The organism is Bacteroides sp. AF39-16AC, from assembly GCF_003602735.1.
In the GTDB taxonomy this organism is placed as follows: domain Bacteria; phylum Bacteroidota; class Bacteroidia; order Bacteroidales; family Bacteroidaceae; genus Bacteroides; species Bacteroides uniformis.
On sequence record NZ_QTLN01000016.1, the window covers coordinates 33,011 to 53,239 of the forward strand.

Annotated in this window: 15 protein-coding genes; 4 read left to right on the forward strand and 11 right to left on the reverse strand. The window is 46.1% G+C overall.

Features of this window, described 5'->3' with window-relative positions:
* Positions 1-63 precede the first annotated feature (63 nt).
* The 11 genes from DW039_RS13690 to recJ all read right to left on the reverse strand — a co-directional run bounded on the left by DW039_RS13690 (position 64) and on the right by recJ (position 13,840).
* On the reverse strand, positions 64-1,515 hold the full coding sequence (locus tag DW039_RS13690; protein WP_083790052.1) for a DUF3868 domain-containing protein: 1,452 nt from the start codon (positions 1,513-1,515) through the stop codon (positions 64-66).
* A 15-nt stretch (positions 1,516-1,530) separates the two neighbouring features.
* Positions 1,531-2,112: a DUF3575 domain-containing protein gene (locus tag DW039_RS13695; protein WP_034529625.1), complete on the reverse strand. Its 582-nt coding sequence runs from the start codon at positions 2,110-2,112 to the stop codon at positions 1,531-1,533.
* Between the two features lie 502 nt (positions 2,113-2,614).
* Positions 2,615-3,577: a site-specific integrase gene (locus DW039_RS13700; RefSeq protein ID WP_034529494.1), complete on the reverse strand. Its 963-nt coding sequence runs from the start codon at positions 3,575-3,577 to the stop codon at positions 2,615-2,617.
* 127 nt (positions 3,578-3,704) lie between these two features.
* A complete protein-coding gene (locus DW039_RS13705) occupies positions 3,705-4,478 on the reverse strand; it encodes a prephenate dehydrogenase/arogenate dehydrogenase family protein (protein ID WP_005829995.1) in 774 nt (257 codons plus the stop codon).
* Between the two features lie 101 nt (positions 4,479-4,579).
* Entirely contained in the window at positions 4,580-5,647 is a 1,068-nt protein-coding gene (locus DW039_RS13710; RefSeq protein WP_005829998.1) for a bifunctional 3-deoxy-7-phosphoheptulonate synthase/chorismate mutase type II, read from the reverse strand.
* A gap of 214 nt (positions 5,648-5,861) precedes the next feature.
* A complete protein-coding gene (locus DW039_RS13715; RefSeq protein WP_120382034.1) occupies positions 5,862-7,043 on the reverse strand; it encodes a pyridoxal phosphate-dependent aminotransferase in 1,182 nt (393 codons plus the stop codon).
* Entirely contained in the window at positions 7,018-7,866 is an 849-nt protein-coding gene (locus DW039_RS13720; RefSeq protein WP_005830004.1) for a prephenate dehydratase, read from the reverse strand. Before DW039_RS13720 ends, DW039_RS13715 begins: the two co-directional genes overlap by 26 nt.
* Before the next feature lie 293 nt (positions 7,867-8,159).
* Complete coding sequence (locus tag DW039_RS13725) at positions 8,160-8,909, reverse strand: endonuclease/exonuclease/phosphatase family protein (RefSeq protein WP_044468906.1); 750 nt, start codon at positions 8,907-8,909, stop codon at positions 8,160-8,162.
* Between the two features lie 21 nt (positions 8,910-8,930).
* Entirely contained in the window at positions 8,931-9,890 is a 960-nt protein-coding gene (locus tag DW039_RS13730) for a tetratricopeptide repeat protein (protein ID WP_044468905.1), read from the reverse strand.
* 113 nt (positions 9,891-10,003) lie between these two features.
* Positions 10,004-11,914, reverse strand: a complete 1,911-nt coding sequence (locus DW039_RS13735) for an ATP-dependent DNA helicase RecQ (RefSeq protein ID WP_009037890.1) — start codon at positions 11,912-11,914, stop codon at positions 10,004-10,006.
* A 210-nt stretch (positions 11,915-12,124) separates the two neighbouring features.
* Positions 12,125-13,840 carry a single-stranded-DNA-specific exonuclease RecJ gene (recJ, locus tag DW039_RS13740; protein ID WP_117703975.1) on the reverse strand — a complete coding sequence of 572 codons (1,716 nt, stop codon included), beginning with the start codon at positions 13,838-13,840 and terminating at the stop codon, positions 12,125-12,127.
* Between the two features lie 195 nt (positions 13,841-14,035).
* Between recJ and yaaA the strand changes: the two genes are divergently transcribed.
* From yaaA to DW039_RS13760, 4 genes are all read left to right on the forward strand, one after another.
* Positions 14,036-14,809, forward strand: a complete 774-nt coding sequence (yaaA, locus tag DW039_RS13745) for a peroxide stress protein YaaA (RefSeq protein WP_005830017.1) — start codon at positions 14,036-14,038, stop codon at positions 14,807-14,809.
* 147 nt (positions 14,810-14,956) lie between these two features.
* On the forward strand, positions 14,957-15,952 hold the full coding sequence (locus DW039_RS13750; RefSeq protein ID WP_044468795.1) for a phosphatidylinositol-specific phospholipase C: 996 nt from the start codon (positions 14,957-14,959) through the stop codon (positions 15,950-15,952).
* A gap of 83 nt (positions 15,953-16,035) precedes the next feature.
* Positions 16,036-16,860, forward strand: coding sequence for an ROK family protein (locus DW039_RS13755; protein ID WP_005833328.1), 825 nt, complete (start codon positions 16,036-16,038; stop codon positions 16,858-16,860).
* Between the two features lie 173 nt (positions 16,861-17,033).
* A complete protein-coding gene (locus DW039_RS13760) occupies positions 17,034-20,216 on the forward strand; it encodes a TonB-dependent receptor (RefSeq protein WP_120382035.1) in 3,183 nt (1,060 codons plus the stop codon).
* The last annotated feature ends 13 nt before the right edge of the window (positions 20,217-20,229 follow it).

Consider the following 20,229-nt stretch of genomic DNA (forward strand, 5'->3'; position numbering starts at 1 on the left):
AGCGTATAATTTATTAAGAGTTTATTTATATTCGGGTGTTATGTTTTTGTTGCTTTCTTTCCTTTATTCCGCGTCTTCCGCCAGTTCTTGTCTTATGCGGTCTATCTGTTGCAACGCGTCTTCCGCTTGTGCCACTCCCTGCTGTAGCGCTTGCTTCAGCAACGGTTGGGCTGCGTCATAGTCCTTCAGCAAGGCGGCGTGTATGCCGCGTGCGTAGACGGCTTCGGGAGCATCGCCCGCCTTGCCCAGATAAGTCTCGGCTCCTTTCAGGTCGCCGAGGCGCAGGGCGGTGTTGGCGGCGTTGAGGTTTGCCACGGGGTCGTCGGGGAACATGCGCACGGCGGTTGCGAAGGTGGCGTTATACTCGTCGCTGCCCGGTTCCATCTCCTGCGCAACGAGGTACATTTCGTTCAGGCTCAGCTTCTGGGGCTGGTTCTTGAGCAGGTGCCTGATTTCTGCAAGGTCTGTATAGGCACGTACCTCGTACTGTACGGCATAGTCGGAATGACGCAGTCCGGGATAGACTTCGCTCAGCAGGTAAGCATAGTCGGCGGGATAGGCCGCCTTGATTTTCCGGTCCTTCGCGTCAGGGTCCAGGTCGCCGCGTATCAGTGCCAGAATGCCTTCTCTGTTCTTCAGCTGCGAGGAGGTCACGAAGCGCTCCAGTCCTTCCCAGTCTTCGGGCTCGAAGCTGGTGGTGAAGAGTGATTGGGGGAAGGCGTACTGCTTGCGTACATATTCTTTCAGGGTTTCGGTACGTCCCTTGGCCAGGCGTATGTTGTTGCTGTACGACCCTTCGGGCGAGGCGTACCCCTTGATGCTGATGCTGATGATCTTGCTGTCCGCATCATTCTTCACGGCGTCGATGGTAGAGAGAATCTTCTTCAGCTCCTCCGGGTTGCGTCGGTAGTCGGGATGTATCTCGGTACGGTTCACGGGGAAGTCGATGTAGGCTGAGCCTTCAATCCGGTTGATTTTCTGCTCGGCCTTGGGGCGTATGTAGGCGTACGCGGGTACGAAAGGTGTCGGCACGCGCTTTTCCAGCCGTAGCTTGCTCAGGGGCGTAGCGGTGCTGGTCAAGGGGGCGTCGCAACATCCGCAAGTGGTTTCTGTGGCGCTGAGCCGGGCTCTTCCCATCCACTTTTCGTAGGGCACCGTCACGCGGTATTCTATCAAATCGCGTTCGCCGTTGCGATAGAGCCGTTCGGTGTCGGAGGCGTTTCGCAGGTGGTGGTAATAACGGTTGCGCCCCGCGATGCGTACGGCGGGCAGGCTGAGGCTGTCGTCTTCAAGGGTGAGCGAAGGGGTGAACAGTACTTCACGGTTGCTTCCTTGCTTGAGTGCGGAGATGTCGAGGTCCATCGCCACGAATAGTTTGTCTTCTTGCTTTGAGACGGCCAGGTTTTGTACCGCTATCTGTCCGTCCGTCAGTGTCTGGCCGTCAGCTCCCAGTGCGTAACATAGGCATAACAAGCCAGAAATCATTTTCTTAGCTAATTTGTTCATAGTGTCCATAACCACCGGATGAATTTAGAATGTGTATACAAGGTTTACCGCGGCCTTGGTAGGACCGACATAGTGGTGCGGTTTGTCTTTCTCGAGTTTTGTTCCGCAGTTGGCGCAAGGGTAGGCGTCGAATCGCGTGTAGACATATCCGAAGCCTATTTCGGCTTCCAGGTTCCAATGCTTGTCCAGAATCCAGGAATACCCGTATACCGCGCCCACGCCCAGGAACCATCCTTGGTAACGCCGGTCGGAGAGTTTGGAGAAGTCGCTTCCCAGAAAAGAGAAGTCGTTTTTCAGCCCGCCGACGTTGTATTGGCCTCCGAGCAGGTGTGCTCCCACGAAGTGTCCTGCCCATCGGTCGCAAAACCAATAGCGAGCTTCGGGTTGCAGAAGCCAATGCTTCCACTTCCGGTCGTGCGAGAGTGTCCATCCGTTGTAGTTGACGGATACGTCGAGCGTCCATCTGTCTGCCAACCCGGTTTCCACGCCTGCGTTCAGTGTAGCAAAGGCGTCGTATAGCAAATTACTTTTCAGAGCCACTTCCTGACATTTGGCTCCCATGCTGAAAAGACCTAAAAACAAAACCGCATAAAGTTTTAAAGTCATTTTTCCCATTATTTAAGATTTGTTAGTGTCATTAATATTTTATTCTCTATTTGTAGAGAAAGATTTATCAAATTACCAATAAATTCCTAAAAGGAATCAAACAAAATTCCGTATGCCCAGCCTATATACCGCTGGTAGTTACAATGAAGAGTATTCAGCAAAAATATAGATACTGCCGGAATTACTATTCACTGTTTTTTTGTTGTATAATTACAATGCGTAATAGTATTTCAAGTTTCTATATTATTTACAGTCTGCGCTGTCAGACTGTAGTTTCAGGATTCATCTCTTCCCAAGAGATGGATAGTGTGATAATTGATGATAACATGTAGCGATGGCACAAATACAAAGCCACATTCCGATATACATTTCAATATACAATTCCACAATTTCATGGATTTCAAATAAAAAACTTGGAAAATGTTTGGAATTTACCACTGCTTATCATACTTTTGCAGCCCAAATCCATCTCTTGGGAAGAGATGTACTTGCCTCTGTAAGTTTAAAGTAGGTTTAAAATGAGCTTGTTGGCTTTGTCTATGATTTCCGTATTGAGTGAGGCCAAATAAATCAGCGTTGTATTTTCGGAGTCGTGTCCCATTCCTTCGCTGATGACAGAAAGCGGAATGTTTCTGCTTTTGGCCACAGTGGCCCAAGAATGGCGGGCGACGTACATGGTGAGCGGTATGGTAAGTTGCAATGAGTTGCTGATAAATTTTAACTTTTTGTTGACAAGATGCAGCGCATTATTGTACTGTTTCCTTTCTTCTTCTCCTGCTTTTAGAATAATAGGGAGCAGATAGGGCGATTCTTGGGACATGGGATATTTTTCAAGTATATCTTGCATGTGCCGTTCCCATCGTATGCAAAGTTGTTGTCCGGTTTTCTTACGTCGATAGATGAGGACTCCGTTTTTCAGGTCGTTCTTTTTCAGATAAGCCATATCGACAAATGACATGCCCCGGGTGTAGAAGCTGAACAAAAACATGTCGCGTGCATAATCCAATGTCCGGCAGTGCGACAAGTCCATGTTTCGGATGTTACGGATGGTGTTTATGGGTAGTCCTCGCTTGATGGTTTTCTCTACGCCCGTATAGACATGCTTGAAGGGGAACACTTGTTTCGTAAAGCCTTTTTCTACCGCCCGGTTGTACACAGCCCTCAGAATCCGGTTGTAGAAGGAAATGGTGTTCATGCCCACCCCGGTCGATTTGAGGTAAGCCTCATAGGAAGCCATCAGGTCTGCATCGAAGTCTTCCCAAAATACATCCTTTCCCTGGCGGAAACGCATGAAGCTGTTGAGCGTACAAGTGTAGGTCTCGCCGGTGCGCACCTTGCCCAGCCGGTGCATACGGTCGATGTTTTCTTGCATGAACGGTTGTAGGGTTGCTTTGGGCGAAGTGCTGTTCTTTGCCTGCTTGCTTTGCGTGGCGGCAAGCTTTGGTCTGTTCTTGATAGATGCCATGAATAAAAAAATTAAAGTGAATAAAATTGTGCTGTTGTTCTGATACAGCTTTCGGGAGGCAAAGATGTAGCTTTTAGTTGGGATACAAGAGTGTGCTCTGGCATCGGGGCACACACTTGTTGATTGTTTATCTAATCTTTTCCCTGATTTTAGTCAGATACTTCTTCATGCCTTCCGCATCCTTATTGCTGATGATTTCCAGCAGGTTCTTCAGTTCCAGACGGATGTTCTCCACTTGTGAGGGGGTGCGTGGATTGAAGAGAATTTCCTGGAGCAGGTAGTCGTCTTCACTCAGCAGGCCTTTGGCAATGGCCATGTGCTTTTTGAAGGTAGTGCCCGGAGCTTCCTGGTGTTTCATTACCGCTGCAAACACGAAAGTGGATACAAACGGAATGGATAAGGAGTATGCCACAGTCTCATCGTGCTCGTCGAATGTATATTCAAAGATGTTCAGCTTCATGGTCTGGTAGAGGTCCTTGAAGAAGATTTTCCCCAAGTGGTCGCCTTCGCTGATGATGATGGCATTCTCTGTATTCAGATTGTTGAGGCTGGCAAAAGTGGGACCGAACATAGGATGCGTCGACACGTAGCGGAAGCCGCTTTCATCGTAGAACTTTTTCAGTCCGGTCTTTACCGAAGCGATGTCGCTGATGATGCAGTCTTTGGGCAGTACCGGCAGCACTTGGCGGAAAGCGTCCAGCGTGTATTTCACCGTAACGGCATTGATGACCAGCTCCGGCTCGAAGTCCTTGATTTCTTCCAGTGTGGTGAAGCGGTAGGTGTTGTAGACAAAACGCAGTTGGTGCGGATTGACGTCGAACACAGCCGTCTCATGCTGGAAACTCAATATATCTGTAAAGAAAGAGCCCATTTTTCCGGCTCCAAGTATTAGTATTCTCATGATGTTTAATGTGCTAATGTGCCAATGTGCCAATGTGCTAATTGCCATGCGGCATCACTGCGCAGCCAATTAGCACATTGGCACATTAGCATATTAAATAATTACTTATTTATAATTTCCATTTGTTGCCTCACACTCTCTTCGTGTATCGCCTCAAATACCTTTTTGATGAATTCAGCATCCATGCCACACAATGCGCCTTGCGAGCCGCGTTTCTCGAGGATTTCGTTGTAGCGTCCGGTTTGCAGGATGGTCATGTCATGCTCTTTTTTGTATGTACCGATTTCACGTGCCACACGCATCCGTTTGGCCAGCTCCTGAATAAGATTGTTGTCGCATTCGTCTATCTGCTTGCGCAATTCGCTGAGGTTCTCGGTGCTTTGTGTTTCCTTGCGGATGACCAGCAGGTTGAGGATGTAATCCAGCACATCCGGGGTGACTTGCTGGGCTGCATCGCTCCAGGCACAGTCCGGGTTGCAGTGGCTCTCGATAATCAGTCCGTTGAAACCCAAATCCATAGCTTGCTGGCAGAGTGGAGCAACCAGTTCGCGCTTTCCACCTATGTGGCTGGGGTCACAGATAATAGGAAGGTTGGGAATTCGGCGGCGCAGCTCAATGGGGATATGCCATTGGGGCAAGTTACGGTAGAGCTTTTTGTCATAGCTGCTAAATCCGCGGTGGATGGCACCCAGGCGTTTCAAGCCTGCATTGTTGATACGTTCCAAAGCTCCAATCCACAGCTCCAGGTCAGGATTTACCGGATTCTTCACCAGTACCGGGATATCTACGCCTTTCAGTGCATCGGCAATTTCCTGTACGGCGAAAGGATTGGCGGTGGTACGTGCACCTACCCAAAGAAGGTCAATTCCAGCCTTCAGGCATTCGTATACATGTTTGGCGGTAGCAACTTCTGTTGAAACGTACATGCCGGTTTCTTTCTTTACCTCCTTCAGCCATGCAAGGCCGTCTACGCCTACTCCTTCGAAGCCGCCCGGTTTGGTGCGCGGTTTCCAGATGCCGGCACGGAATAGCTTGAGGCCTTTGTCTGCCAATTGTTTGGCGGTGCTCATTACTTGTTCTTCGGTTTCGGCACTGCAGGGGCCGGCTATTACCATAGGGCGTTTGTCTTCAACACCAGGTAATGTGATAGGTTCTAATTCGAGTTCCATATTCTTTATTTGTTTAATAATATTCTTTAATTATGCTTTTTCTTCCTTGTGACGTTTCCTCCTTTTCAGAAGACCTTCTGAGCAAGGTCCCGGAGATTTAGTAAAACGTCGGAGAAGATTTACTAAATCGTTCCTCCCGTTTTAGTGAATCTCCGGTGGAGTTTTAGTAAACGGGATTCCGGCTTTAGGGTGTTCATCTCTTACTTGTAAGCATTTATTTCATGTCCTTGATACGCTTCAATGCTTCTGCCAGTTTATTGTCCTTACAGCAGAGGGAGATGCGGATATACCGTTTCCCGTTACTTCCGAAGATAAATCCGGGAGTAATGAACACTCTGGCTTTATGCAGCACGTGTTCAGTCAGTTCTTCCACGTCTGTACAGCTGTCGGGTATCTTGCCCCAGAGGAACATGCCTACCTGGTTTTCGTCGTAGGTGCAACCCAGGGTATGCATGATTTTTCCTGCCAACTGACGGCGGTTGCGGTAATTCGCGTTGTTGCCGTCATACCAGTCTTGCTCTGCTTCCAGGGCAGTGGCGGCTGCCAGTTGCATGGCACGGAACATACCGCTGTCGATGTTGCTTTTTACTTTCAATATCCATTGCACGAAGTCGGCATTCGAGGCAAGCATGCCGATACGCCATCCCGGCATGTTGTGGCTTTTGCTCATGGAATTGAATTCTATGCAGCACTCTTTGGCACCCGGAATGCTGAGGATGCTGATGGGATGTTCGTTCAGGATGAAACTGTAGGGGTTGTCGTTTACGATGACGATGTCCTTGCGGCGTGCGAAGTCCACCAGTTTCCGGTACAGTTCCGGTGTTGCGTTCGCCCCGGTGGGCATATTGGGATAGTTGGTCCACATCAGTTTTACACGGCTCATGTCCATCCGTTCCAGCTCGTCGAAGTCGGGCATCCAGCCGTTTTCTTCTTTCAAGTTATAGTTCACGACCTCGGCACCCAGAATCTTGCTTAATGAAGTATAGGTGGGATAGCCGGGATTGGGAACCAATACTTGTTCACCGGGGTTGACAAAGGCCAGCGTCACGTGCAGGATGCCTTCTTTGGAGCCGATGAGCGGTTGTATCTCTGTGTTGGGATTCAATGCTACACCGTACCATTTTTTGTACCAGTCCGCAAAACCGCGGCGCAGTTCGGGGATACCTACGTAGGGCATGTAACCATGTCCGTCCGGATTGCAGGCAGCTTCGCAAAGTGTTCGGATTGTCTTTTCGGAAGGCGGCATGTCGGGGCTTCCGATTCCCAGGCTGATGACATCCATTCCTTCGGCATTCATTTGTGCCACTTCTTTCAGCTTCTTCGAGAAGTAGTATTCGCTTACGCTTGCCAGGCGGTCGGCAGGCTTTATTCTACACGTTTGATTTTCCATCTTCATATTCTCCTAATATTTTCAGTTCTTTGGTCAGCGGTGTGATGGCCGCAATGGATTGTTTATATCTCAGTACATTGTCGAAGACGACATCTACGTAAAACTGGTATTCCCATTCACGCCCGATGATGGGCAGTGATTGTATCTTGGTCAGGTTGATGCGGTAGAAAGACAAAATAGACAATACTTGGGAAAGGCTTCCTTCAGTATGGGGAAGTGTGAATACCATGCTTGCCTTGTTGACGTCCTTGCTGCGATGCCGGTTCAGTTCATCTACTTGCCAAGGGTCGGCTACGACCAGGAAACGGGTGAAGTTATGTTTGTTGGTTTCGATACCTTCCTGCAGGACCTTCATGCCATAACGCTCTGCAGCAGCTTTGGAGCAGATAGCTGCATGGCCTTTCAGATGTTCCTGTTGGATGATTTCGGCACTGCGGGCGGTATCTTCGCCTTCCACCACTTTGATTCCGGGGTGTTGTCCCAGGAATTCACGGCATTGCATCAGGGCGATAGGGTGGGAGTTGACTTCGGTAATATCATCCCAGTCTTCATCGGGCAGGCAGACAAAACTATGGGAAATACGCAGCTTGTACTCGCCGACAATCTGTGCGCCACTTTGGCGTAATAGCTCATTGTTATGCAGCAAACTACCTGCAATGGTGTTTTCTATCGCCAGCATTCCTATGGTCTGACTGTCTTTTTTGATGGCACCGAACACGTCTTCAAAGTTGGCGCAACAGATTAACTCTATTTCTTCTCCTTCGAAGTACTTGTGTGCGGCGATGTCGTGATACGAGCCTAATGTTCCTTGAATGGCTACCTTTTTCATTATTTTTATTTTCTTGGTTATGCTATAAAAAAAATCCCGCTTCCATACGATGGAGCGGGATTCTGTATATTTACTTGTTTCTCTATTCAGTCCTTAAGCATCACTGTCACTTGATACATACAAACTCCCGCTCTACTTTCTGGCTAAAGTAAAAGTAAAAAAAGAAGTAATATGCATAAGTAAATGACTTCATACTTGTATTCTCTGTTTTTGAATTACGTGACAAAAGTAATGCTTTTCTTTTATATACAAACAAAAAACAATGTTTTTTTTAGGGATAGTAGCAATTTAACTTATTTCCCTTTAACTTGTACAATGACTTGAACCGGACGATGGTCGGATGAAATGGTGTCTTCTATGACTTTCCGGTATTGTACGTCAAACCGATACCCATTCTTGGAATAGCCGTAGATGTAGTCTATACATCGGTTGGGACGGTCTGCCGGGAAAGTATAAGAGGTTGTGTCATTGAGGGTGGCAAAATGTTTTGCCAATTCCAGCTGGGGAGCGCTTGCTGGTGCAGAGTTCATGTCGCCTGCCATAAAGATGGGCTTATCGACGTTTTGCAAGGCTTTTTCTATCAATGGTACGGCAAGGAGCTGGTCTTCTGGAGTGAGGGACTGGTGTGTGGCACAAAATACATAATCTTTAAATTCTGCAATAATGAGGGTACGTTTTTCTTCCCGTCCGGGCATTGGAATGATTTTGTATTTTATGGGTATCTCTCTGGAGAGGATTCCGATGCCGTAGCTTCCACCTTGAAAAGGAATGGCTGCTGCATAAGTCCCGTGCATTCCGGTCAGTTTTTCTAGTTCTCCGAGAGCATGGATTCCTTTGTTGCGCACCGTTACACTGTCAAGTTCCTGCAGGGCGACTATGTCCGGAGAAGTTTGACTGATAACATTGGCAATGCGTCGGTAATTGTACTCCTTGTCCATACCGATGCAATTATGTACGTTATAGGACAATATGTTCACTTGCTGTGCATGGGCAGGTGCGAACATCAGTACAAAAAGTACTGATAGAAATAAATTTCGTTTCATTGGCGGCAATAATTGAATTTGTTATAATCCCAGGATATTACCGGTACTTCCCCCCGGTTGGTTACCATATTGTCCGTTAAAGTTCTGTATCTCTTTAGGATTGAGTTCCAGTCCTTTCTTCATGTCTTCTGCAGAACCTTCCTTGTCGCCGTTCAGCAACTTGGCACGTCCGCGCTCATGATAGGCCTCTGCGAAATTAGGGTTCAGTTCTGTGGCTTCCGTAAAGAGCTCGATGGCTTCTGCCAGCTTGTTTTGGGTGATGTAAAGCTGTCCTAAGTAGAGGAAGGCTTGTTCGTTGAAGGGATTCAACTCCGTCACTTTCTGATAGCTGCTTTCTGCTTTTTCTTTGTTTCCCGTAGCTTCTTCTATCTTTCCGCAGAGCAAGATGGCACTTTCGTCTTCCGGGTCTTGTGCCAGAATGGTGTCTATGTCTTCCATCGCTTCCTTGTATTGCTGCATTTGGACCAGTGCTTCGGCACGGAGCAGACGTGCTTCGATGAAATCATCTTTCAGTACGATGGCTTTCGTAAGATGAGCGATGCACATGATGCCGTCCCCTTGCCCATTGTCTGCTTTGCCTAGCAGGTAGTGTGCCATGGCGTTGCCTTCTTCTATTTCGATAGCTTTCTTTGCCGCTCCTGCCATGGCGGGATAGTCTTCCTGCATGTAGCATACGTTGGCTAGACTGAGGTAGGTGGAGGTATGTTCCGGCTCTATTTCGGTCATACGTTCCAGCAGTTTGTGTGCCTCGTCCAGTTCGTTGGTCTGGGTGTAGACTTGGGCAAGGTAGCCCATGGTCTCAAAGTCTTCCTGAATGGCAAGGGCTTCAGTGAAGCATTTGATGGCGTAGTCTGTACGGCCCATGCGTTGTGCACGCATACCGTCATACTTGAATATCTCAAAATTCTTCTGCTCGTTTTTTTGTTTCTCATTTGCCGGACTGTCTGACTTGCCGGAGAAAAAAGATTTAAAGAATCCCATAGGTGATTAAAAATTAAAGAATTAAAAATTAAAAAGGAAAAGGAGGGGCATGGCTGATAAGAGATGTTCCTCTCAGCGGCAGGACATTCTTTTCCAACGGCAAAAGTAATGAATTATTTTTTGATTTGAAGCATTCCGTTGACAGCAATTACCTTACCTTCGTCCAACAATTCATGTAACACATCGATGAGCATGTTTTTATCGTCCGGTATCTGTTCTGCCAAAGTGGCTGGAGTTTGTGGTTTATCAGATAGGGCTTGAAGAATCTTTTCAGAAAGTTCCTTTTCCGAAAGGTGGCCGGAAGGTTTCTTGTTCTTCAAATTGATGCAAGTGTCGCACTGCCCGCAGTTATGCTCGTTCTTCTCTCCGAAGTAGTGTAGCAGCATTCGACTACGGCACACGGTATCGCTGCTCACGTAATCCAGCATGGCACTTATGCGTTTCTCATACCGCTCTTTGCGTTCCTCGTACACGGCGGGAGAGATTTGCAGGTGGCGCATTTCAACCCTCTCTCGCGTGTATATTATATATGGTGTCTTTTTGCGGGGGATGTAACTGACGATACGTAGCTTGGCTAGGTGGATGAGCTGTTCATACACTTGCCGGCGTGTGAGTCCAGTGCGTATGGCCAGTGAATCTTCATTGATGAAAGCATGGTCTGTGAAGACCCCGGTATAGGAGCGGAGAATGGTTTGGATGAGTTTGTCCATATCTTCGCCGAGCTCTCTCAGTTTATAAAGTTCGTCTCGACGGATAGTGAACAGTAGCCGGGATGCATTGTCTTGTTCGTCTGTATATTCCAGGTATCCCGCTTGTGTCAGAATCTTCAAGGCACTGTCCACGGGAACGGGGAAGTACTTGAACTTTCGGCAAAAGTCTTCTATATTGAACTCGCGTACACAGCCTTGTCCGTCTCCCATTGCCATCTGGTAATAGTATTGAAGATGCTCATATACTTCCTTTATATACTCTTTTTCAGGAAAGGTGTCGGGAATGCGTTTGTGCAGTGTTGCCTTATCCGACTTGGCGTAAAGGATGACCGCGTAGGCTTTTTGTCCGTCCCTTCCGGCACGTCCTGCTTCCTGGAAGTAGGCTTCTATGGAATCGGGCAGGTCCATGTGGATGACAATCCGTACATCCGGTTTGTCGATACCCATACCGAATGCATTGGTGGCGACCATGACGCGGCTTTCTCCCGTCTGCCAGCGTTGTTGGCGGATGTCTTTGGTGGCATCGTCCAGTCCGGCATGGTAGAAATCGGCGGTGATGTCTTCGTTGTGCAGCAGTTCGGTAATTTCCTTGGTGCGGCGGCGGTTGCGCACATAGATGATGGCGCTTCCGGGCATACGGCGCAGGATGTGCAACAGCTCTCCCGTCTTGTTTTCCGTTTTACGGACGATATAGGCGAGATTTTTGCGTTCGAAACTCATGCGGAACACATTTTCCTCACGGAAATGCAGACGGGCCTGGATATCTTTCACTACTTCCGGAGTGGCGGTGGCTGTCAATGCCAGGATGGGTACGCCGGGCAGAAGTTCGCGTATTTCGGCTATCTTCAGATAGGCGGGACGGAAATCGTAGCCCCATTGCGATATGCAGTGGCTTTCGTCTACCGTAATCATACTGATTTTCATCTTCTGCAGTTTGGTGCGGAAGATTTCAGTATCGAGCCTTTCGGGGGAGATATAGAGGAACTTGAAATTGCCGAATATACAGTTCTCCAGTGTGACGATGATTTCCTGCCTGCTCATGCCTGAGTAGATGGCAAGCGCCTTGATTCCTCGCTTTTTCAGGTTTTGTACCTGGTCTTTCATGAGGGCAATTAACGGAGTGATGACCAGGCAAAGTCCTTCTTTAGCAAGTGCCGGAACTTGGAAAGTGATGGATTTTCCTCCTCCCGTGGGCATTAGTCCCAAAGTGTCCCGTCCCTCGGTAATGCTGTTGATGATATCTTCCTGGATTCCCCGGAAGGTATCGTATCCCCAGTATTGCTTCAGAAGCCTCACCCCCAATCCCTCCCCCATAGGGAGGGGAGTTTTGAAGTTACTACTGCTGCTCATGGTCTTATTGAACTTTCTTGCTACTTCTTATCGTTGAATTGATATTCTTTCCTTCTCTATGCTAATAGTAGTGATTACTTATCTTATAGCATCAACCAATTTTCATCATTTCCTTAATATAAGGAGACTATTCTTATTCCCCTCCCTGTGGGGGAGGGGTTAGGGGAGAGGCTTTCAGTTCGGCTTTATGTCTTCAATCTGCAACTGCACTTCACCCCTCTTATGGGTATTCTCTTCAATGGAATAGCAGATGTCGAAGGAACGTTTGGTCTTGATGAAGCGTACGTGGGAACTTTGCCCGAAAGCGATGCCGTTCATTACATTGTTCGATTTATTATCCACCAGTTCTAGCTTGATATGTTCCTGGTCGCGGCCTACGACTTTGCTGGTACCATAATCATAGACATTGTGCGTACAGAAAATGGGTTTGGCATTGTCCGGTCCGAATGGATTGAATTTCTTCAAGTCGCTGAAGAATTTCGGAGTGATGTCTCTGAAATCAATCTCGGCATTGATGTCGATGACGGCGCATGTCTGTTCCGGCAGGATATTTTGTGATACGAACTCTTCGAAGCGTTCGATAAAGGCCGGTACATTTTCCACCTTCATGGAAAGACCGGCGGCGTAGGTATGACCTCCGAAGTTTTCCAGAAGGTCGCGGCAGTATTCAATGGCTTTGTAGACATCGAATCCGGAGACGGAACGGGCAGATCCGGTTGCCATGTCATCCGTACGTGTCAGTACTACTGCCGGCCGGTAATAGATTTCCGTCAGCCGGGAGGCTACGATGCCGATGACGCCTTTATGCCAGTCTTCATTGTACAATACGATGGAACGTCGGTCGGCAAGTCCGTCCAGGTCAGCTACAATCTTGTTGGCCTCCTCGGTCATGGTCTTGTCCAAGTCCTTGCGTGTCTCGTTGTATTGGTTGATTTGTCCGGCTTTCTCCAGGGCAAGAGAGAAATCTTTTTCAGTAAGCAAGTCAACAGCTTCTTTCCCGTTCTGGATACGTCCGGAGGCGTTGATGCGGGGACCTATTTTGAATACAATGTCACTGACGGTGATGTCCTTGTCCGTCAGTCCGCAGACATCAATGATTGCTTTCAGGCCTACGCTGGGATTACTGTTCAACTGCTTCAAACCGTGGTAGGCGAGAATGCGGTTTTCACCCATAATGGGGACAATATCCGATGCGATACTGACGGCGCAGAGGTCCAGTAAAGGGATAAGGTGATGGAACTCGATACCGTTGTTGATGGCAAATGCCTGCATGAATTTAAAGCCTACACCGCATCCGGACAGATGTTCATAAGGATAGGTGTTGTCTTCCCGTTTGGCATTCAGAATGGCTACAGCAGGGGGCAGTACATCATCGGGGACATGATGGTCGCAGATGATGAAATCAATGCCTTTCTCCTTGGCGTATGTGATTTCTTCGACGGCTTTGATACCGCAGTCCAATACAATAATCAAACCTACACCACTCTCTGCGGCATAGTCTACTCCTTGGATTGAAACTCCATACCCCTCATTGTAACGGTCGGGGATATAGTAGTCGATGTTCGAATAGAACTGTTGAATAAACTTGTAGACCAATGCCACAGCCGTGGTACCGTCTACGTCATAATCTCCATAAACAAGAATGCGCTCTTTCTTTCCCATTGCCTTGTTCAGGCGCTCTACGGCTATATCCATATCCTTCATCAGGAATGGGTCGTATAAGTCCGGTAGTTGGGGGCGGAAAAACTTCCGGGCATCCGCTGCCGTTGTTATTCCCCGTTCCACCAGCAATTTTCCCAATATTGGGCTAATTCCCAATTCTTGGGCCAGTTGTTGGCTTGCTTCTGCCTGTTCGGGTGTAATGGGTTGATAATTCCATTTGTGAGTCATTTTATATATTATTTTTTCTTTTTCTATCTCAAGATGTTGGGGGAGTAGAGGGGTTCAATACGTGCACTTTTCTCCAACAAGGTGTAAAGGTATGAAAAACTCTTGAAACGGAGGTGAATTCTGCGGAAAAACTTTATAAGTATATGTATTCTCCACTAAAAAACTTTATTTTTGTATCCATTAAAAAATATCGCTATGCTTGTTTTTATCTCTTGTGCAAAGACCATGGCAGCGCGCTGCTCTGTTGTCGTGCCCGAAGTCACAGTCCCGAAATTCGAAACGGAGGCTGTGCGGAATGCGTTGGAAATGTCGCAGTATTCAGTATCCGAATTGGAAAGGCTTCTTCGGGTGAATACCAAAATTGCTGCCGAGAACCGTTTGCGTTTTCATGATTTCTGTTCGGAGGAGAATCGTTCGATGCCAGCCGTTTGCGCCTACACGGGAGCTGTTTTTAAACGCATTCTTCCGAAAGATTTTTCAGCGGAGGATTTTCGTTATGCGCAAGAACATCTGCGTATCACTTCTTTTCTTTATGGGTTGCTTCGCCCGCTGGACGGTATCAAACCCTATCGTTTGGAAGGAGATGTCCGTTTGCCCGAAAAAGGTGGAATATCCATGTTTGATTATTGGAAGCCTTTGTTGACGGATTACTTCATAGAGGAAATTAAAAACTGTGGCGGTGTTCTCATTAATTTGGCAAGTGCTGAAATGAAAGATTTGTTCGACTGGAAGCGGGTGGAGCAAGAGGTGCGTGTTATTACGCCCGAGTTTCAAGTTTGGAAGGCCGGACAGCCGAAGACTGTCGTTATCTATGCCAAGATGTGTCGCGGAGAGATGACGCGTTTTATTGTCAAGAACCGTCTGGAGTGTCCTGAGGAGTTGAAATCCTTTTCTTGGGAGGGCTTCGTCTGGGATGAGATACGCAGTACGGAGAATGTATGGCATTTTTCGTTAGGTACATTTATGTAATGAAAAGGTACATTACGTTTGGCTCAGATGTTACTATATGTTGCTTTCGATGTTTGCGCAAAATGAAGAACTAAATACGCAATTTAGGATGAGGGAAAAGAATGAACCCTCTACATTTGCATGCAGTAAACTTAAAAGCAATATACTATGAAGAGAAACGGATTAAGAACAGTTGTTGTATTAGCTTTGACCATATTTCTATTGAATGCTCCGGTTTGTGCTACAGCTTCCAGATTGCAGGATACTTGTGCGGAGGCGCGGGATGAGGTTGCACTGCGGCCTGAGTGGATGAGGATTCTCCATGATACGCTTCCTATATGTAAGATTTCTATTCCTGGTTCACACGATAGCGGTAGTATCAAAGGAGGGCATATGTTGAAAACACAAGCAACAGATATTCCTGCTCAATTACGGCAAGGCATCCGTGCTTTCGATATCCGTTTGGAAAAGAAAGGTAATAAACTGGGGGTGTTTCACAGTCATGCCTTTCAGGATATATATTGGGAAGATGATGTTTTACCTGCTTTTATACACTTTCTGCAAACATATCCTTCTGAGACTTTGATTGTTTCCTTGAAAAAGGAAGGGGGAGAATTGCGGGATTATGCTTCTCTGCTGTCCGTTTCTTTAAGCAGCCCTGAGTATCAAAGTTATTTCGTGATGGACTTTCGCCCTGAATTGACGCTGAAAGATTGCCGTGGAAAGATTCTTTTCCTGCATAGGGATCATGCTATGGATAATTATCCTGGAGCAGCATGTGTAGGTTGGGAGGATGACAGTACTTGCCTGCTCACTCTTCGCAATAAAGATGGTAAGGAAGGAGTGGCTTTGCTCGAAGATGAATATCAATATGAATCGGGTGAGGAGGCCGGGAAGAAGGTAGGGGTTTGTGTCCGTAATATTGAAGGGATGTCTGCTGAGCCGGTTTCCTCACGTCGGTGGGGAATTACTTTTGTAAGTGCGACGGGGCTGCCCTTGGGAACCCCTAAAGTCTTTGCTGATAAGGTAAACAAGCCTATTGCTGACTATTTAAAACAAAAGAATAGCCGGAATTGCGGTATTGTTTTTATCGATTTTGTCAGTGAACCTGGAGGAAAAGATTTGGTGGAATATTTGATTGGCAGTAATGTTTGCGCAAAATGAAGATTTATATGCGCAATTGGGAATACTGAAAAAAAAGCATTTTCTTAATTTTGCACATGTTGAACACCTTAATGTTATATACTATGAAACTGTCAATAGATTTAGGAGGAACCAATATTCGAATAGCCCAAGTGGAAAAAGGGAACTGCTTGAATAAAGTGTCGGTTCCATGTTTAGCTCAGCAAGATGCTTCTACTGTGCTAAACCAGCTTTCCCAGCTTATTCGGAATATGATGAATGAGCAGGTAGATGGTATCGGTATCGGTGTCCCTTCAATTGTTGATCCGGAGAAAGGAATTGTATATAATGTAGCAAATATATCTTCTTGGAAAGAAATACACTTGAAGGAGATTTTGGAGAACGAATTCAAGGTGGCAGTTGCCATTAATAATGATTCCAACTGTTTCACTTTGGGGGAGAGCCTATACGGCGAAGGAAAATCTTATACCAACATGGTAGGCGTTACTATCGGGACCGGAATTGGAGCTGGCGTTGTCATTGGCCGTCGTTTGTATGGTGGGCAATATATGGGAGCCGGTGAGATAGGCTCATTTCCTTATTTGGACTCTGATTTTGAACACTATTGCAGTAGTTTCTTGTTTAAACGTTATGGCACTACCGGTGCGGTAGTAGCTGAAAAAGCCCAGCAAGGAGAACAAGCTGCATTGGAGATTTGGAAAGAGTTTGGGAGGCATTTGGGTAATCTTATAAAGGCAATTCTTTTTGCCTATGCTCCCCAGGCTATTGTTTTAGGAGGCGGTATTGTATCGGCTTTTCCTTTCTTTAAAAATGCTATGGAACAAACAATGCAAAGTTTTCCCTACAAGATTATATCGGATAATGTGAGTGTGGTGGCTTCGCATCAAAAGGATTCCAGTTTATTGGGTGCTGCCGCTCTTCTTGAGTAATAATCCCTATACGGTTTGATTGAAAATAATAAATATTTTGCAGTTATATTATTTTACGCATAAATAAGGACTGTTAGGGAATTGTTCCTTTTGTAATAACTATGTAATTCTGCTTTCTGACCTTTGTGGCGGAATTATAATTTTCTATATTATAAACTTTAAATTTTGAATGCATGAAACAAGTAAATCTTAGAATCTATCGAACGATTCTGACCCTATTGTTGGGACTGTTCTTGTCGGCAGGTGCTTATGCACAGCAGATTTCTGTGAAAGGAACAGTAAAGGATCAGACTGGCGAACCTGTGATTGGTGCCAATGTGTTAGTAAAGGGGACGACTAATGGAGTGATTACGGACGTTGACGGAAACTTTAATGTTTCGGCCGATAAAAACGGCGTATTGGTAATCAGTTTTGTCGGCTATGTGACTCAGGAAGTACCAGTGGCAGAAAAACAAATGGTAATTGTGCTTAAAGAGGATACAGAACTTCTGGATGAGGTTGTTGTATTAGGGTATGGTGCGAATACACGTAAGCAGGACTTGTCTGCTTCAGTGGGTGTAGTAAGTAATACTGAAGAATTGGCTGCTCGCCCGGTAACTTCTACCGAAGGCATGCTGCAGGGACAGCTGGCAGGTGTTACCATTACGGCCGATGGTGGCGACCCAACTTCTTCTCCTAACATTGTGATTCGTGGTCAAGGCTCACAAGATGGAGACAATGTACTTTGGGTTGTGGACGGTGTTCCCGGTGCACCTATCTCATCCATGAATGATATTGAAAGTATCGTTGTTTTGAAGGATGCTGCTTCTGCTGCTATCTATGGCGCACAGTCTGGTGCAGGTGGTGTTGTGTTGGTAACTACCAAAAAAGCGAAACAAGGTGCTCCTTCGTTGACTTATGACGGCACTTTTGGTATTCGTCAGGCTACCAATTTGATAGAACCACTGAATGCGGAGCAGCAGATTGAGATGCGTAAGATATCTCATCAAAATGCAGGACTTTCGCTTCCAGTCGGTTGGGATGTTACCAAAAATCCATGGATAGGTACGACTCGTACTGATTGGATGGATGAGATTTTCCGCACTGCCTTCTACCAACGTCATAACGTAGCGTTGAATGTAGGTTCTGATAATTTTTCAAATCGTATATCTTTTGCTTACGATAATGATGAAGGTGTTTTGATTAATACTTTCAAGAAGAATCTTACATTACGTTATAATGGTAAAATGCAGCTGAACAAGTGGGTGAGCGTCAGTGAGGATTTTGTATGGCAGAACACTACCCAACGTTCCAAAGCTACGGATAACGATGCTTATACAGGACCTATCCTTTCGGCTATCTACATGCCGGCAAGTGCCACTGTCTATAATCCGTTGGACGGAAGTTATGGTGGTGTGACTACGGAAGATCCTGCCTATATTGAAAAATATGGTTCGAATTTCTCTGATATCCACGGGGATGCTGTAAATCCGGTACGTCTATTGGAAGCAGAGAATTTGTATGACAAGATAAGTGACATATGGAGCACTACCAGCTTGGAGATAGCTAATGTACTTCCTGGATTGAAGTTTACGAGTCGTTTTACTTATAATATGAAGACTAATCATTACAAGAAGTTCAATCCTATTCGTGATGAAGTAGGTAAACCGGCTTTGTCGAATAATCTTCAAGAAACTACTTACCGTAGAGATGCTTGGAAGACGGAAAATACCCTGACTTATGATAAGACATTCGGTGAACATACGGTTGGTGCCTTGTTCTCGAATACGGCAGATCATTCTGAAACGCGTGGACTGGAAGTGACGGGTAAGGATTTTGCGGATGAATCGGAATTTTTACAATACATGGCGTATGCAGGATCAGTGACAGCATCTGACTATTTGACTGGACCTGATGCCAATGTGTCGTTGATTGCCCGTTTGGCTTATTCTTATAATGACCGTTATTTTGCTACTGCATCTTGGCGTCGTGATTATGCTGGACGTTTGCCTAAGGAAAATAACTATGGTGATTTCCCTGCAGTGACCCTTGGATGGAAAATATCTAATGAAAAATTCTTTAAGAAGAGTGATTTTATCAGTTTGCTGAAATTGCGTGCTTCTTGGGGGCGTGTAGGTAATTTGAGCTCTATAGGGCTTAATTATAAGTCTGCTTTGTTGAAGAAAAGCTCGTGGACAGAACAAGCACAATATGGTCCTGAGGCAAATAATATCTGGAATACTTTGATTTACAACGGCTCTGCGTTAAATCCTGATTTGACCTGGGAAACTTCAGAACAGACTGACTTGGGCTTGGATGTTGAGATGTTTAAAAACCGTTTGTCGGTATCATTAGACTATTTTGATAAACGTACTTTCAATTTGATTCAGACACAATCAATGGGGTGGCCTTCTACTATGGGACTCGATGCCATGTTAATCAATCAAGGTGAAGTGCGTAACCGTGGCTTTGAGATTCAAGCTAATTGGAGCGATAAGATTAACAAAAACCTTTCTTATTTCGTATCGGGTAACTTCTCGTATTTAAAGAACTGGGTATCAGATATAGGTGTGAAGGATGCGGATGGCAATCCGGGTTTGTGGCCTAATGATAAAAGGTTCCGTAGCATCCCTTATATGATGCAGAGTACGGAAGGGGAACCTCTGAATTCCTTCTACTTGATTAAGACAGATGGTTTGTTCCAAAGTGATGCAGAAGTTGCCGAGTGGAATGCTAAACATGGAACATATGTGACCAATGATAATGGTGAAAAAGAGTGGGTAGGTATTCAGCCGAATGCCAAGGCTGGTGACTTGAAGTTTGTGGATCATAATGGCGATGGTAAAATTACGGATGCAGACCGTCAGTATATGGGTAGTGCGACTCCGAAGACGACTTTTGCCTTTACATTGGGAATGACGTGGAAAAAACTTTCTTTCAGTGCCATGTTCCAGGGAGTAGGTGGAGCAAAAGCTTTATATGTAGGAAAGTACATGTTGTTGAGTGATGTAGAAGGAAACTTTAACCGTTCCAGCGAGATATTGAATGCTTGGAGTCCTACAAATACCGGTTCTGATATTCCTCGTTTGTCAAAGAATGACCCGAATGGAAACTTTACGACTGCATCTGATTGGTATTTGGAGAATGCTTCTTATCTGCGTTTGAAGAATGTAACCCTTTCTTATGATTTAAGCGATGTATTCCGCAAGTGGTCTCATTTGAATGACCGTAACAGCCGTTTGTCTGTGTACTTCAGTGGTGAAAATCTTGCTACTATCACTGGATATTCTGGTATGGATCCTGAATGTGGTGGCTGGGATGCTTTGAAATATCCGGTATCTCGCGTATTATCTGTTGGTGTAAAATTGACTTACTAATAATTAATAGAGA